Annotated in this window: 14 protein-coding genes; 7 read left to right on the plus strand and 7 right to left on the minus strand. The window is 67.3% G+C overall.

Going from position 1 to position 14,342, the window contains the following annotated elements; translation table 11 throughout:
* The first annotated feature begins 36 nt into the window (after window positions 1-36).
* From N6C22_RS10090 to N6C22_RS10115, 6 genes are all read left to right on the plus strand, one after another.
* Window positions 37-555 carry a TlpA disulfide reductase family protein gene (locus tag N6C22_RS10090; RefSeq protein WP_261650977.1) on the plus strand — a complete coding sequence of 173 codons (519 nt, stop codon included), beginning with the start codon at window positions 37-39 and terminating at the stop codon, window positions 553-555.
* A 41-nt stretch (window positions 556-596) separates the two neighbouring features.
* Complete coding sequence (locus N6C22_RS10095; RefSeq protein ID WP_261650978.1) at window positions 597-998, plus strand: CrcB family protein; 402 nt, start codon at window positions 597-599, stop codon at window positions 996-998.
* Window positions 995-1,363, plus strand: a complete 369-nt coding sequence (gene crcB, locus N6C22_RS10100) for a fluoride efflux transporter CrcB (protein ID WP_261652551.1) — start codon at window positions 995-997, stop codon at window positions 1,361-1,363. The genes N6C22_RS10095 and crcB overlap by 4 nt, the downstream gene beginning before the upstream one ends.
* Before the next feature lie 328 nt (window positions 1,364-1,691).
* Window positions 1,692-2,093, plus strand: a complete 402-nt coding sequence (gene ribH, locus N6C22_RS10105; protein ID WP_261650979.1) for a 6,7-dimethyl-8-ribityllumazine synthase — start codon at window positions 1,692-1,694, stop codon at window positions 2,091-2,093.
* Window positions 2,090-3,241: a pyridoxal phosphate-dependent aminotransferase gene (locus N6C22_RS10110; protein WP_369684407.1), complete on the plus strand. Its 1,152-nt coding sequence runs from the start codon at window positions 2,090-2,092 to the stop codon at window positions 3,239-3,241. Before ribH ends, N6C22_RS10110 begins: the two co-directional genes overlap by 4 nt.
* Before the next feature lie 148 nt (window positions 3,242-3,389).
* Window positions 3,390-3,977: a hypothetical protein gene (locus tag N6C22_RS10115; protein ID WP_261650981.1), complete on the plus strand. Its 588-nt coding sequence runs from the start codon at window positions 3,390-3,392 to the stop codon at window positions 3,975-3,977.
* A 52-nt stretch (window positions 3,978-4,029) separates the two neighbouring features.
* On the opposite strand, the gene N6C22_RS10120 is transcribed toward N6C22_RS10115, so the two are convergent.
* The 3 genes from N6C22_RS10120 to N6C22_RS10130 all read right to left on the minus strand — a co-directional run bounded on the left by N6C22_RS10120 (window position 4,030) and on the right by N6C22_RS10130 (window position 6,500).
* Window positions 4,030-5,451: a PAS domain-containing sensor histidine kinase gene (locus N6C22_RS10120; protein WP_261650982.1), complete on the minus strand. Its 1,422-nt coding sequence runs from the start codon at window positions 5,449-5,451 to the stop codon at window positions 4,030-4,032.
* A gap of 109 nt (window positions 5,452-5,560) precedes the next feature.
* Window positions 5,561-6,001 carry an FAD synthase gene (locus N6C22_RS10125; protein ID WP_261650983.1) on the minus strand — a complete coding sequence of 147 codons (441 nt, stop codon included), beginning with the start codon at window positions 5,999-6,001 and terminating at the stop codon, window positions 5,561-5,563.
* Between the two features lies 1 nt (window position 6,002).
* Entirely contained in the window at window positions 6,003-6,500 is a 498-nt protein-coding gene (locus tag N6C22_RS10130) for a Mov34/MPN/PAD-1 family protein (RefSeq protein WP_261650984.1), read from the minus strand.
* 95 nt (window positions 6,501-6,595) lie between these two features.
* On the opposite strand from N6C22_RS10130, the gene N6C22_RS10135 reads away from it, so the two are divergent.
* Window positions 6,596-8,506, plus strand: a complete 1,911-nt coding sequence (locus N6C22_RS10135; RefSeq protein WP_261650985.1) for a DHH family phosphoesterase — start codon at window positions 6,596-6,598, stop codon at window positions 8,504-8,506.
* 64 nt (window positions 8,507-8,570) lie between these two features.
* Here the strand turns inward: N6C22_RS10135 and N6C22_RS10140 are convergent, their stop codons facing one another.
* The 4 genes from N6C22_RS10140 to N6C22_RS10155 all read right to left on the minus strand — a co-directional run bounded on the left by N6C22_RS10140 (window position 8,571) and on the right by N6C22_RS10155 (window position 14,290).
* Complete coding sequence (locus N6C22_RS10140; RefSeq protein WP_261650986.1) at window positions 8,571-9,287, minus strand: GAF domain-containing protein; 717 nt, start codon at window positions 9,285-9,287, stop codon at window positions 8,571-8,573.
* Between the two features lie 66 nt (window positions 9,288-9,353).
* Window positions 9,354-10,901: an ATP-binding protein gene (locus N6C22_RS10145; RefSeq protein ID WP_261650987.1), complete on the minus strand. Its 1,548-nt coding sequence runs from the start codon at window positions 10,899-10,901 to the stop codon at window positions 9,354-9,356.
* Window positions 10,902-11,053: 152 nt separating this feature from the next.
* A complete protein-coding gene (locus tag N6C22_RS10150) occupies window positions 11,054-12,592 on the minus strand; it encodes an ATP-binding protein (protein WP_261650988.1) in 1,539 nt (512 codons plus the stop codon).
* A gap of 6 nt (window positions 12,593-12,598) precedes the next feature.
* Window positions 12,599-14,290 (minus strand): phospholipase D-like domain-containing protein, encoded by a 1,692-nt coding sequence (locus N6C22_RS10155; RefSeq protein WP_261650989.1) that lies wholly within the window; start codon window positions 14,288-14,290, stop codon window positions 12,599-12,601.
* Between the last annotated feature and the right edge of the window lie 52 nt (window positions 14,291-14,342).

Below are 14,342 nucleotides of genomic sequence, written 5' to 3' on the forward strand. Positions count from 1 at the left end.
AGAGAGACGATGATGGGGTCCAGCGTATCAGTGGGTATGCGACCCTCCAGACGCCGACTACTCGCCGCGAGTGCGAGCAGCATCGCCGGACTGGCGGGCTGTCTCGGGCGCATCGGCGGCGGTCCCGCCGCGCCCGGCCCAGGGGAACTCCACGCCCTCGACGTCGGCGGCTCTCCCGGCGGTATCGTCCCCGTCCACCCCGCCGACTCGGTCGTCGTGCTGGACTTCTTCGCGACGTGGTGTGCGCCGTGCAAGCCCCAGATGGCGGAGCTCCGGACCGTCCGCGAGGAGTTCGGCGACGAGGTCTCCATCGTCTCCATCACGGGCGAGACCGACCGAGGGACGGTCGCGGACTTCTGGACCGAGTATCAGGGTACCTGGCCGGTTGCCATCGATTCGAGTGGTGAAACCGCCCGTGAACACGACGTTCGCGGCCTACCCACGATGCTCGTGTTCCCACCCGGTGGAGGGGCCGGCGACGAGGTCTGGCGACACACCGGCCTCGCCGCGGCCGGAGACGTGATTTCGGCTATCGAAGACGCCTCTGCGAACTGAACTCGGCGGCTTTTAGTGCTCACGCCCGGGACTCCGTGGCGATGACCGAGGACCACCCGCTCGCGACCGTCGAGACGCTCGCCCTCGTCGCGCTGGGTGGCTTCGCCGGGGCGAACGCCCGGTTCGTCGTGGACCAGGGGCTGTCTGGCCTCCCGACCGGACTTGCTGGGACTCTCGCCGCCAACATCTGTGGCTGCGTCTTGCTCGGGTTCGTCCTCTACGAGGAGGTCCACGTCGGCGTGTTCTCCCGGCAACTCCGAGTCGCGCTGGGCACCGGCTTCCTGTCGTCCTTCACGACGTACAGCACATTCGCCGTCGAGACCGCGACGAGCGCGCCGATGCTCGCGCTCGCAAACGTCGGCGCGAACTACGCCCTCGGATTTGCCGGGGTGCTGCTCGGCCGCTGGCTCGCACTTTCCTTTGCTGCGGAGGTGGATGCCTGATGGCGATTGCGCCGGCGTATCTGGTGGGCCTGGGCGGGGCGCTCGGGGCTGTGTTACGGCACTGGGTGTACGCCCACCTGAAGCGCGAGGGCGACCCGGTCCCCAGGGCGACCCTGACGGTGAACGTGCTGGGGAGCATCGTGCTGGGGTTCGTGACGTTCTCCGGAGCTGGTGGTGACGTGGCGCTGTTCGTCGGAACCGGGGCATGTGGGGCCTTTACGACCTTCTCGAGCTTCGGCTTCGAGACCGTTGATAGGTGGTCCTCGGGCGAGAAGCGGGCGGCGGTGCTGAACGCGGGTGGGAATCTGGTGTTGTCGCTTGGTGGGGTTGCGGTCGGGTGGCTGGTGGCTGGCTTCGTGGTCTGAGACCTGCAATTCTGGGTTACTGGAACCGCTTCGTTTTCGAGATATCTCTGAGAGTGTCTGGTGGACGTGTTCTTCGACTACAATCACTGGTGTCCATGACCGCCCCGCACCACACCCTCCCCAGCCGATTTCGAGGCTCGTTCCGCTCCGCTCCACTGCGCTTCTCATCCCTCGCGCGAGTCGATGGGCAGCCTCACTCACGCTCGGCCTGCCCGCCAGCACGCGCCACCCGGAAACCTCGAAGAATACCATCTGACCCGGTCCCCCACAATCGACCAGTATCGACTGTAACGGTAGAACTTTCATGGACGCTTGCTACGCCACAGATATGACCTCGCTCGGACTGGTGGTCGCGGAGTTCAACGCGCCCGTCACGGAGCAGATGGAGGAGGCCGCCCGCGAGGCGGCCGAGTCGGCCGGTGCTGACATCGTCGAGACGGTCCAGGTGCCCGGCGCGTACGATTCGCCCCTCGCGGCGGACCGCCTTGCGCGTCGCGACGACGTGGACGCGGTCGCGGTCCTCGGGTCCATCATCACCGGGGACACCGACCACGACCAGGTCATCGGGCACGCGACCGCCCAGAAGCTGACCGACGTGAGCCTCGAACGGGACAAACCCGTCACGCTCGGCGTCACCGGTCCGGGGATGAGCGCGGCCGAAGCCTACGAACGCGTCGAGAACGCGGCGTCGGCCGTCGAGGGTGCTGTCAAACTGGTAGAACGACTATGAGTATGGAATTCGCAGACCGCGTAACGAGAGTCGAACCGTCCGCAACCCTGGCAATCTCGAACAAGGCGTCGGCCCTGGAGGCCGACGGCGTGGACGTGGTTGACCTGAGCGTCGGCGCGCCGGACTTCCCGACGCCGGAGAACATCGTGCAGGCCGCCGAGGACGCCATGGAAGCCGGCCACACCGGCTACACGTCCTCGAACGGCATCCCGCAGCTGAAAGACGCCATCGTGGAGAAGCTCCGCGGTGACGGCCTCGAGCAGTACGAGGCGGAGAACATCATCGTGACCCCGGGCGCGAAGCAGGCGCTGTACGAGGTCATCCAGGCCCTCATCGACGACGGCGACGAGGTCGTCCTCCTCGACCCGGCGTGGGTGTCCTACGAGGCGATGGTGAAGATGGCCGGCGGGTCGCTGAACCGCGTCGACCTCTCCGAGTCGGACTTCCAGCTCGAACCCGCACTCGACGACCTCGCCGCTGCCGTCAGCGACGAAACCGAGTTGCTCGTCGTGAACTCGCCGTCGAACCCGACCGGCGCGGTGTACTCCGACGCCGCACTCGAGGGTGTTCGCGACCTCGCCGTCGAGCACGACTTCGCGGTCATCTCCGACGAGATCTACAAGGAGATCACCTACGGCGTCGAGATGACGAGTCTGGGCACGCTCGAGGGCATGGAGGACCGCACCATCACGGTCAACGGCTTCTCGAAGGCCTACTCGATGACCGGCTGGCGGCTGGGCTACTTCGCCGCGCCGGAGGAACTCGTCAGCGAGGCGGGCAAGCTCCACAGCCACTCGGTCTCGTGTGCGACGAACTTCGTCCAGCACGCGGGCGTCGAGGCACTCCAGAACACCGACGAGGCTGTCGCCGAGATGGCCGACGCCTTCGAGGACCGCCGCGACCTGCTCGTCGACCTGTTCGCCGAGCACGGCGTCGACGTGGCCGTCCCGGACGGCGCGTTCTACATGATGCTTCCCGTCGACGATGACGATACGGCATGGTGTGAGGGCGCTATCGAGGACGCCCACGTCGCGACGGTTCCCGGCAGCGCCTTCGGCACGCCGGGCTACGCGCGGCTCTCATATGCGGCCAGCGAGGAACGCCTGCGCGAGGGCGTCGAGCGCCTCGCGGACGCCGGCTACCTGTAGCGTCGCTTCCAGGCACTGATACCGCGAGGAGACACGCCTTTTCTGGTGTCTCTCAGCTTCTTGCTGTTCTCGATTCCACCAGTGGCCACGCCACGGGTGTCCTGTCTGCCCGATGTTGTTTTATCGTCTGGGTCGGTCTGTCGACGAGATGGGTGACTCAGTCTGGGGCGCAGTGGAGGTGAACGTCGAACCGGACGGGACCGCGGACCCGTGGTTCCTCGCCGCGTCGCTCCGCCCCTTCGTCGGTTCGTGGTGGTACGCCTGGCAGTGCCTGTTCGGGTGGGAGGACGACGATGTCTTCGACCCAGTCTCGCCGGACGGTCGCGGGCTCCCGGACGACCTGTCGTCGGACGTGGAGCGCCACTACCACGAGGTCGACAGCTGGGGCGAGAACCACGTGACGCTGGCCGAGCTCCGGGCGGTCGACTGGCAGGAGGTCTCCCCACACGAGACCATACTGTGGCAGCGCCGTGAGGCGGAGGGCCTGGAGTGTCCCCTCTCGGGTCGTGACGAGGACGCCCTCTCGACGGACCAACTCGAAACGCTCGACGCCGGCGGGCAGGTCACGACGACGACCGACGTCGGCCACACCGTGACGGTGACGCGGGAACGACTCACCCGGGAGTTCGTCTGCCGAGCGGCCGGCTGGTGGTGGGTGATCCACGAGCTGATGGAGCACCTGACCGATCGAATCTACCGGGCCGAGGGGGTCCGGCTGGTCGTCTGGCGGTGGTGACAGGCGCGACGAGCAGGCCTCCGCTGTGCCGAGGTCCCGTTGCCCACGGGGGCTAGGCGAACGTCACACCACTGATTTCGAAACACGCTCCGCCCATCGATTCGGGCGGGTCGACCACGGCTATCTGCCAGCCGTGGGCTTCCGCGATGTCCTCGACGATGGCGAGGCCGAAGCCGGTCCCGGACTCCGCGGTGGTGTAGCCGTGCTCGAACACCTGTTCGCGGTCGTCCGGGGGGATACCGGGCCCGTCGTCGATGACGCGAAAACCGGACTCGGTCGTCTCGACCCGGACGGTCACCCCGTCCCCGGTAGGGTCGGGCTCCGCCCGGCTGTTCGTGGAAGCATGTTCCACGCTATTCCGGTACAGGTTCTCGAAGAGCTGGCGGAGCCGGCCGTCGTCCGCGAGGATGGGCGTGTCGGCGGTCTCGACCTCGAGGGTCGCGTCCGGGGCGTCGACCGTCACCCACGCCTGTTTCGCCACCGTCTCGGGGTCCACTGGCCTGGGGTCCTCGACGTCCTGGCCGTTCCGGGCGAGCGTGAGCAGGTCGTCGACGAGTTCCGCCATCCGGTCGAGCGACGCCTCGATGCCGTCCAGTCGATCCAGGTCGTCCGTCAGCCGGACGAGGTCGAGGTTGCCCCGGGCGACGTTGAGCGGATTCCGGAGGTCGTGGCTGACCACCTGGGCGAACTGCTCCAGGCGCTCGTTCTGGCGCTCCAGTTCGGTCTCGTACGCCTTGCGTTCGGTAACCTCGCGGGCGACGAAGACGACGTACTCCTCGTCTACCCCTTCGAGTGGGCGGGTTCGCGCCTCGAACCAGAACGTCTCGTCCTGGAACGTCACGTCGTATTCCATCTCCTGCTCCTCGCCGGTCCCCAGCGTCTCGTCGATGATGTCCTGTATCTCCGCGGCGGCCTCCGGGGGCAGCACTTCGTCGACGGACATCCCGATGACGTCCTCGGGAACGTCGAAGTCGAGCACCTGCTGGTTCGTCTTTATCTCGACGTAGCGACCGTCGGCGTCGTAGACGATGATGAGGTCTGGGACGGCCTCCGTGATGGCGAGCAGCCCGGCCCGGTTCGTCTGGAGGGTCTTCCCGGAGTCCGGCCCGAGCACCTCGTCGACCTGTCTTTTCGCGGCCCGCCAGCGACGGCGGACCGTCCGCTCGACGGTCTGGACGAGCGCGATGTCGAAGTCCTGCCCGGTCGCACAGGTAAGCGTCGCACCGGCGGCGAGCGCGTCTCCCCGCTCCGCCGCCGGGACGGCCGCGACGATGGGTGTCCCCGGTTGCAGGTCGTACACGTCGGAGACTCCATCGAACGCGGCGACGGTGGTCGCGACGACGCAGTCGACCGTGGTGTCGACGTATCCCGGCCGGCCACGGACGACCTCGAACCGCTCCTCGACGAGACTCGGGACTCTGCTGTCGTCGCTGTCGAGTGCGAGTACGCGAATCTCTGTCGGGTCGTCTCCCATCCTCACGCTGGTCTGAGACAGAGTTACACAAGCAGTGTCATGATTCTAACGGGCACGCGACACACGGGCGACAGGGAGCCGATTCCCGCCTGGGTGACCAGCAGGTCCCTCAGGCGCGCTGGTCGAGGATGCGGTCGATGATACGGCCGGTCGACAGGAGCTCGCCCTCGTACCGCGGGTCGCGGGCCGAGGCTCGCCGCACCTCGCAGTCGATGCCCCGGTTCGCGAGGGCGTCGGCGATGGCGGCCTCGTCGTGGTGCTGGTCGTGGCCCAGCACGATGTAATCGGGGTCGATGCGCTCGATGGGGACGAAGATGTCCTCGGTGTCGCCGAGGTGAGCCTCGGTGACCATCTCGAACGCATCGACCATGTCGCGGCGCTGCCGGTCGGGGAGGATGGGTTTCTCCTTGTGCGTGACGTTCTCACGGCGGGCGATGATGACGTAGAGTTCGTCACCCATCGCCGCCGCCTCGGAGAGGTAGTGGACGTGGCCGGGGTGCAGGATGTCGAAGGTACCCTGTGCGATGACGGTCGTGGATTTCCCTGTCATATCAATCTCGCAGTTCCGCATCGATGTCCGCTTGCGTGAAGTCGAAGAACGATTCCGGGTCGGGCAGGTCCACGTCCAGCACCGGGAGGTCGCGCGGCTCTCCCTGCTGGTCGAACGCCCGCCAGTCGCCCGAGCGGTAGGGCGCACCCATGATGATGTGGGCGGTCCCCTGCCCGAACGTCGCGATGTCGGCGTCGCTCGGTCTGAGGACGCCGTTGGGATGCGAGTGGATGCTGCCGAGTGCCCGCATGTCGTTCGGAATCATGTTCGAGTCCAGGGTCGCACTCACCGGGTTCGACGTGGTCCCCGGGATGACGAGCACGTCGGTGACGACGTACCCGTCCCTGTCGAGGCCGAGCGAGGTTGCGTCGGTCCCCCGGAGCATCCCCATGTACTCGTTCGGGTGTGTGTCCTCCGCGGCCTCCAGCGCGAACTCGATGGTGTCGCGAGCGATGCCCACGACTGCCTTGCGCTTGAAGAACCGGTCGAACAGTCCCATGCCCGACCCTCGCGCCTCGTCGGTGCTAAACGTTCCGAAAGCCTCGTTCGTCTTGACAAGCGTTATACCCGGTCGTTCCAAACGAACCCGTAACGATGACATCCGACTCTGTCGGCGACGCCGCCGACGACGACGGGGGCGACACCGTCGTGTACGACCTCGCTCCCGATTGTACCGTCGATGACGTCGAGGAGGACACGCCCTACCTCGCGACCGTCAACGGTATCGTCGAATACGGCGTCTTCGTCGATCTCTCCGATTCAGTCTCCGGACTCGTCCACGAGTCCAAACTCAGCGGCACCTTCGCGGTCGGCGACGAGCTCGTCGTCGAACTCGAGAACGTACGAGAGGACGGTGACATGTCCTTCGAGACCGTGGATGTTGGCGAGTACACCATCCAGCAGGTCGCTCACGAGTACCGTCCGACCGCGACGACCGCGCTCGACGCGAGCCTCGGCGAACAGGTACACGTCGAAGGCGTCGTCACACAGATCAAACAGACCGGCGGCCCGACCATCTTCCAGGTCCGCGACGAACACGGCGTCGTGCCCGCCGCGGCCTTCGAATCGGCAGGCGTCCGCGCCTACCCCGATGTCGAGGTCGACGACGTGGTCCGCGTCACCGGTATCGCGGAGACCCGCGAGGATGCGACCCAGCTCGAGGTCGGCGACCTGACCCGCCTCGACGGCGACGCGGCCGACCGCGTCCAGTCCCGGCTCGACGACGCACTCGAGACGTGGGCCGAACCCCACGAGGTCGAGCCGCTCGTCGAGTGGGACGCCTTCGAGAAGCTCCGCGACGACCTCCGCGACGTGGCCCGCCTGCTCCGCAAGACCGTCATCGAGGGACGCCCCATCCGCGTGCGCCACCACGCCGACGGCGACGGGATGTGCGCCTCCGTGCCGGTCCAGAAGGCCATCGAACAGTTCATCGGCGAGGTCCACGAGGACCCCGAGGCTCCGCGCCACCTGTTCAAGCGCCTCCCCTCGAAGGCGCCCTTCTACGAGATGGAGGACGCCACCCGCGACCTGAACTACGCGCTCGAAGACCGCGCGAAGCACGGCCAGAAGCTCCCACTCGTCCTCATGCTCGACAACGGCTCGACCGAGGAGGACGTGCCGGCGTACCAGACGCTCGCGCACTACGACATCCCCATCGTCGCGGTCGACCACCACCACCCCGACCCGGAGGCGGTCGAACCGCTCCTCGCCGAGCACGTCAACCCGTACACCTACGGCGAGGACTACCGCATCACGACCGGTATGATGTGCGTGGAGCTCGCGCGGATGATCTACCCCGACATGACCGACGAACTCCGTCACGTGCCCGCCGTCGCGGGCCTCGCGGACCGCTCGAAGGCCGAGGTCATGGACGACTACCTCACCCTCGCCGCCGAAGAGGGCTACGAGGAGGACGACCTGCGCGACATCAGCGAGGCGCTCGACTACGTCGCCCACTGGCTGCGCTACGACTCCGGTCGCCACCTCATCAACGACGTGCTCAACGTCGGCTGTGACGACCGCGAGCGACACGAGGAACTCGTCGACTTCCTCGCCGACCGCGCCCGTGGCGAGGTCGACGCCCAGCTCGACGCCGCGATGTCCCACCTCGAACACGAGGACCTCGAGAACGGGGCCCACCTCTACCGCATCGACGTGGAGAACTACGCCCACCGGTTCACCTACCCCGCGCCGGGGAAGACCACGGGCGAGATCCACGACCGGAAGGTGAAGGAGACGGGCGACCCCGTCATCACCATCGGGTACGGCCCGGACTTCGCGGTCCTGCGCTCGGACGGCGTCCGCCTGGACATCCCGCGGATGGTCACCGAACTCGACGAGGAGATCGTCGGCGGTGGCGTCTCCGGCGGTGGCCACCTCGTCGTCGGCTCCATCAAGTTCGTGAAGGGCCGCCGCGAGGAGGTCATCGACGCGCTGGTCGAGAAGATGGCCGAGGCCGACATCGACGAGGACATCTCCTCCATGTCGGCGCTCTCAGACGACTGAGTCGGCAGCTCCTTCGTTTTTCGTTCTTCCTGACCCCGTCGTCGAGAGTGGCACGCAGGGCTGGCTACTCGACGATGTCCTGGTCGGGGTCGTCGTCGGCCGCCTCGACGACAGCTTCGTCCGAGAGAGGGGCGTTCGGGCGAGGCCCGTCACCGAGCTGGTCCGCCCCCGAGTCATCCAGCCCGGCCATCGAATGCTCGTCGGCGACCTGGGCCGCGGCCCGACCGCGCGCTTCCCGTTCTGCTCGCTCTATCCGTGCGACCAGTCCCAACAGCTTCGCGACCGCGCCGACGAGGTGGATGGAGGTTCGGTTCCGTTCGCGCCCGTCACGCCGGAAGAAGACGAGGATCGCGACGGTGTTCTCGCCGTCGGTTACCGGCGCGGCGATACCGGCACGCAGCCCGGCGTCCCGTGCTACGGCGGCCCGGCGGAAGTAGCCCGGTTCCGATTTCGAGGCGTCCCGGACCCATTCGATGTCGCCGGTCTCCCAGGCGCGGCCGACCAGTCCGACGCCGCGGGGGAACGAGAAGTGTCTCGAGACGGCACGGAACGTCCGGAGGTCCCCGGTCGTCCCGTACCAGACCGGTCCGGGTTCGGCGACCAGGTCGCCATCGTCGGTCTCGACCGGAACCCACGTCTCGGCGTACTGCCAGACCGTCCGGTCACAGACGAGTGTGATCGCGGCGCTGACCGCATCCTCGAACGAGTCGGCACGTTCCACCGCGTCGGCGACGTCGTACAGGAGGGAATACCGTGATGGTCTCTGGGTTCCGTCGCTCATGGACAGAGAGAGGACGCCCGCAGATTTCACTTGCTCGTCTGTCAGCACGTCCCCCGGCGGGTCGGGTTACCTGACCCGGACTTCGAACCGGATGCCGCCGATGGTGCTGTCGGTGCCGCGTATCTCCCAGTCGTGGGCGTTGACGATCTCGCGGACGATGGCGAGGCCGAACCCGGTGCCGGAGTCGCCCGTCGTGTAGCCCATCTCGAACACCTGCTCGCGCTCGTTCGTCGGAATCCCCGGACCGTCGTCCTCGACGAAGAACCCGCCGTCCATGCGACCGGTCCGGACCGTCACGGTCGGCCCACCGTGTTCGATACTGTTCCGGAACATGTTCTCCAGCAGTCGCTGGAGCCGTTCCTGGTCGGCCTGTATCGTCATGTCGCCGACGACCTCCAGCGTGGCGTCCGGGGGGCTGATGGACTCCCAGGCCTGTCCCGCGACCGACGCCAACGACACGGAATCGGTCGCGATGACCTTCCTGCCCTCGCGTGCGAGCTGGAGGACGTCGTCGATGATGGTCTCCATGCGTAACAGGGCGGACTCCACCCTGTCGAAGTTCTCCTTCGAGGGGTCCTCCCGTGCGAGCGCGAGCGCGGCCCCGGCGGTCGAGAGTGGTGTCCGGAGGTCGTGCGAGACCGCGTTCGCGAACTGCGAGAGCCGTTCGTTCTGGCGGGCGATCTCCTGTTCCCAGCTGTATCGACTGGTCATGTCCTCGACGACGACGACGACCTCCTGGACGGTCCCCGAGTCGTCGCTGACCGGGGCGGCGTTCAACAGCACCCAGCGCTCTCCCTTCGGGGTGCTGACGCCGAGTTGAACCCCCCGAACGGGTGACCCGCTCTCGAAGACGCGGGCGACCGGCAGGTCCTCGGTCGGGATGCGCTCACCGTCGATGTCGAAGAACTCGAACGTCTGCTCGTCGTGGCGTTCGGACAGCAGGTCGTCGACGTCCGAACCCAGGATATCTGCACCCTGTGGGTTCACGTCCACGATCTGGCCGGAGGCGTCGTACACGAGCACGCCGATCGGACTCGCTTCGATGCGCTCTTCGAGATCCTCTCGCTCCGCTTCGAGTTCGACGACGTGTTCCTTGCGGGCGTACAGTCCGCCGAGGATGCCGATGGTCGAGACGAGGCTGACCCAGCGCTCGTCGGTCGGCTTCGGCTCACCCATGAAGAACGCGAGCACCGCGATGACCTCGTTCATGTCGATGATGGGGACGCCGACGGCGGTTCTGAGGCCGGCGGCCTTCGCCGGTGCGCTCCGGACGAAGTACGACGGCGGCCCGGCGCTGACGTCGTGAAGCCACTCGACCTCACCGGTGTCCCACACGCGACCGGGAAGCCCGACCTTGCGCGGGAACGAGGTCTTCTCGGTCACCCGTCGGAAGGTCTCTAACGCCTCTCCGGACCCGTACCACGAGTCGCTCGGAACGAGTTCGGTTCCGTTCGGGGCGACCGTCCACACCTCGCCGTACACCCACTCCGTCGACCGGCACACCAGTTCGATGGTCTCGCTCAGTGCGGCCTCGAACGAGTCGGCATTCGCGACCGCCTGTGCCACTTCGTGAAGGAGTTCGTAGTCGCGTACCTTCTTTGCGCCGGTGCTCATACCTCAGTAGAGGACCTCGATGGCTTTGGCGTGTTCGGCGATTGATGAATCCTCAACACGTCAGGGATTCCGGGCTGAACAGCGCGAATCGGCCCATTCTCGGGCGATCACACGGTGGACCAATCGGGAAGAGACTGCAACCGGAGACGGCCTCAGTTGACGTCGAACTCGAATCGTGCCCCACCCATGTCCCCATCGACGACGGAGACGGTCCAGTCGTGGGCACGGGCGATCTCCTGGACGATCGCGAGCCCGAAGCCAGTCCCGGTCGTCCCCGTCGTGTACCCGGCTTCGAACACGTCCTCGCGCTCGGCCTCGGGGATGCCGGGGCCGTCGTCCTCGATGAAGAAGCCGTGGTCGGTCGCGCCGACGCGGACGCTCACCGTCTTTCCACCGTGTTCGACCGCGTTGCGGAACATGTTCTCCATGAGTCGCTGGAGCCGTTGCTCGTCGGCCAGCAGCGACCTGTCGGTCTCGACGGTCAGCGACGCGTCGGTGGCGTTCACGGCGGACTCCCAGGCGGCTTCCGCGACCGATTCGAGGGAGACAGACGAGGGATCGACGACGGTCTTCCCGCCGCGCGCGAGCGAGAGGACGTCCTCGATGATGGCCTCCATGCGGTCGAGTGCGCCGTCGATTCGGTCCAGATGTTCGCTCTCACACTCCTGTTTCGCGAGGATGAGCGAGGTGCTCGCGGTCGAGAGTGGCGTCCGGAGGTCGTGTGAGACCGCGCTCGCGAACCGCGAGAGCCGCTCGTTCTGGCGGGCGATCTCTTGTTCCCAGACGTGCTGGCTCGTGAGGTCCTCGACGGCGACGACGACCTGCTCGACCGCGCCGGACTCGTCGTGAACGGGGGCCGCGTTGGCGATGACCCATCGTTCCCCGGCCGGCGTGGTGATGCCGCACTCCAACCCGTGGATGCGACTGTTCTGCTTGATGGCCTCTCGGACCGGGAGTGCCGACCGCTCGATCGGGTTCCCCTCCTCGTCGACCGGGTCGAGGTCGAGCGCCTTGCAGTTGGTTCCCACCAGTGACTCCTTCGACCGCCCGAGGATCGAGGCCGCCTGCTCGTTCAGGTCGACGAGCGTCCCGTCGGTGTCGAAGATGACGATACCGATGGGGCTCGCATGGAAGCACCGGGCGATCGTCTGGCGGTGTCGCGCTTCCCTCTCGAACCGGTCCTTCTGGGCGTACATCCCACCGAGGATGGCGACCGTCCCGACGAGGGCGACCATCCGGTCGATCCTGGCGCGGGCCTCGTCGAGCATGAACACGAGGACTGCGACGACCGAGTCGTGGTCGACGATGGGGACACCGACCGTGGCGTGGAACCCTGCCTTCATGGCGGCGTCCTTGCGCAGGAACTCCTCGGTCGACACCTCGGTCACGTCTTTGAGCCACTCGCACTCCTGGGCCTCCCAGACGCGACCGGGGAGTCCACTCCCACGCTTGTACGTGAAGCCTCTAGAGGCCTCGTGAAACCGCTCTATCTGCGGATCGTGCTTGTACCAGACTGGCCCGAGTTCGAGGTGGTCTCCCGTCGGTCGCCACACCTCGGCGTACCGCCAGTCGGTGTGGCGGCAGACGATATCTATCGTCGCCTCGAGGGCTGAATCCAACGAATCGGCGGCCGAGACAGCCTGTGCGACCTCGTGAACGACGGCGTAATCTCGGGCGGCCGTGGTGCTCATACTGTCTCAGAGGGTATCAACCGGCTTTACGCACTCGTCACCTGTAGTGAATCTGACCTTCCGGGAGAGGAGCACAGCGACGCCCCCGGCCGCGACGGGTGCGGCAATCAACAGTATGAGGGGAATCTCTCGGGTTCCGTCCCAGTCCGAATCGAAGGCGTCGGCGTAGTAGCGCCCGATCTCGTCGCCGGTGAGGACGACCGCGACCTCCCGGTTCTCCCGGAGCGAGTGGCGGTTCCAGTTGACGCTCCCGACGACGACGTGTCGGCGGTCGACGACGACGCCCTTCGCGTGGATCTTCTCGAACCGGCCGTCGGGGTCGACGAGTTTGGCGTCGAGGTCGAGTCCCTCGCGGGCAGCGAGTCGGTCAAGCTGGGCGGCGACCCGGGCGTTCTCCTCCTCGGCGTACCAGGCACTGCTCAGGAGGATTCGAACCCGCGTCCCGTTCCGGGCAGCCGCGATGGCGGCCCGGACCAGGGGCGTCTCGACGCTCGAGACCGCCATCTGCTCGACCCTGACGGAGTGATTCGCCTGCCGGACGAGGCGAGTGAGGCGTGCCTCCGCGTTGTCGGGTGCGACGAGGACCGTGACCCGGTCGACGGCGAAGGTCTCGGCGTCGATCCGAGCGGGGTACTCGCCCGTTGCCGGGTCGGCCAGGACCGGCTCCACCCCATCGCGGAACGACTCCCAGGGAACCGTGTCGTGGGCCGTCCAGTCGGCTGTGAACACCGCGGCGAGCGAGGCGCTCGATGGCCCCCGGAGCTCGACGCCCCATCCGCGGTTTGCCCGGCCACCACTGCCCGACGGTTTCCAGTTCTCGGTGAGCACGAGCGCCCGGTCGTCCGCGACGGCGTACTTCGCGTGGTGGAAGTCGTATCTGGCGGCGGGTCCACCGAGGACCCGGACCGAGACGCCGGCACGGACGAGTCGGTCCAGGCGAGCGACCTGGCGCTCGCTGGTCCCGCCGACCGGGCCACCGTCGACGAGGACGCGGACGGTCACGCCACGCTCTGCGGCCGCGACCAGTGCGTCGGTCACCCGCGCCGAGGTGAACGTGTATCCGGCGAGGAGCACGCGCTCGTCGGCGGCTCGAATCGTGTCGAGTGGCACCCTGGTGTCCGGGGTGAGGAACGCGCGGACGGAGGTCGAGCCGGTCGTCCGCGGTGCGAAGTCGGTCGCACCGTACGGGACCCAGCGGTCGCCGGTCCAGGTCTCGGCGGACGGCGCACGTCCGTAGGAGAACCGGTGGACGACACGCCCACCCTCGGCGAGGACGACGGTCTCGCCGCTGTTGGCGAGCGCGGGGAAGTCCGAGACCGAGAGCACCCGGTCTGCGACACCCTCGCGGAGCGAATCCGGGTCGGCGGTGAACGCGACCCGGCCCGAGACGGTCCGGTCCGGAAGCGATGCGGTTCCCTCGTCGTCGCCCAGCGTCCAGTTCCCGAGGGCCGTCGGGCGCGGGAACGCCACGACGACGTACTCTCCCCGGTCGCCCGAGGCCTCGGGATTGGGGGCGACCGCGACGATTCGAGGCGCGGTCTCGTTCTCGGGGTCACCTGCCAGTGTGGGCTGCGCCAGTGTGGGCCGCGCCACATCGCCTGGCGTACCCTGCGGACTTGCGTCGGTGTCGGCCGCGACCAGCGCTGTCGCTCCCAGCGACAGACAGACGAGGACGGCCAGTGCAAGGGTCCGAGACACGGCGATGCTGGCCGCTCGATGGTACTTAAAAAGTCGTGGAGAAACGGCGACG

It is taken from the genome of Haloarchaeobius sp. HME9146 (assembly GCF_025399835.1).
Lineage (GTDB): Archaea > Halobacteriota > Halobacteria > Halobacteriales > Natrialbaceae > Haloarchaeobius.

Bases quoted from the DNA above. Each gene is read 5' to 3' on its own strand.
- N6C22_RS10110 (WP_369684407.1), top strand. From the start codon at position 2,090: ATGAGTATGGAATTCGCAGACCGCGTAACGAGAGTCGAACCGTCCGCA.
- N6C22_RS10135 (WP_261650985.1), top strand. From the start codon at position 6,596: ATGACATCCGACTCTGTCGGCGACGCCGCCGACGACGACGGGGGCGAC.
- N6C22_RS10150 (WP_261650988.1), bottom strand. From the start codon at position 12,592: ATGAGCACCACGGCCGCCCGAGATTACGCCGTCGTTCACGAGGTCGCA.
- N6C22_RS10130 (WP_261650984.1), bottom strand. From the start codon at position 6,500: ATGGGACTGTTCGACCGGTTCTTCAAGCGCAAGGCAGTCGTGGGCATC.
- N6C22_RS10140 (WP_261650986.1), bottom strand. From the start codon at position 9,287: ATGAGCGACGGAACCCAGAGACCATCACGGTATTCCCTCCTGTACGAC.
- N6C22_RS10090 (WP_261650977.1), top strand. From the start codon at position 37: ATGCGACCCTCCAGACGCCGACTACTCGCCGCGAGTGCGAGCAGCATC.
- N6C22_RS10095 (WP_261650978.1), top strand. From the start codon at position 597: ATGACCGAGGACCACCCGCTCGCGACCGTCGAGACGCTCGCCCTCGTC.
- N6C22_RS10125 (WP_261650983.1), bottom strand. From the start codon at position 6,001: ATGACAGGGAAATCCACGACCGTCATCGCACAGGGTACCTTCGACATC.
- N6C22_RS10120 (WP_261650982.1), bottom strand. From the start codon at position 5,451: ATGGGAGACGACCCGACAGAGATTCGCGTACTCGCACTCGACAGCGAC.
- N6C22_RS10145 (WP_261650987.1), bottom strand. From the start codon at position 10,901: ATGAGCACCGGCGCAAAGAAGGTACGCGACTACGAACTCCTTCACGAA.
- ribH (WP_261650979.1), top strand. From the start codon at position 1,692: ATGACCTCGCTCGGACTGGTGGTCGCGGAGTTCAACGCGCCCGTCACG.
- N6C22_RS10115 (WP_261650981.1), top strand. From the start codon at position 3,390: ATGGGTGACTCAGTCTGGGGCGCAGTGGAGGTGAACGTCGAACCGGAC.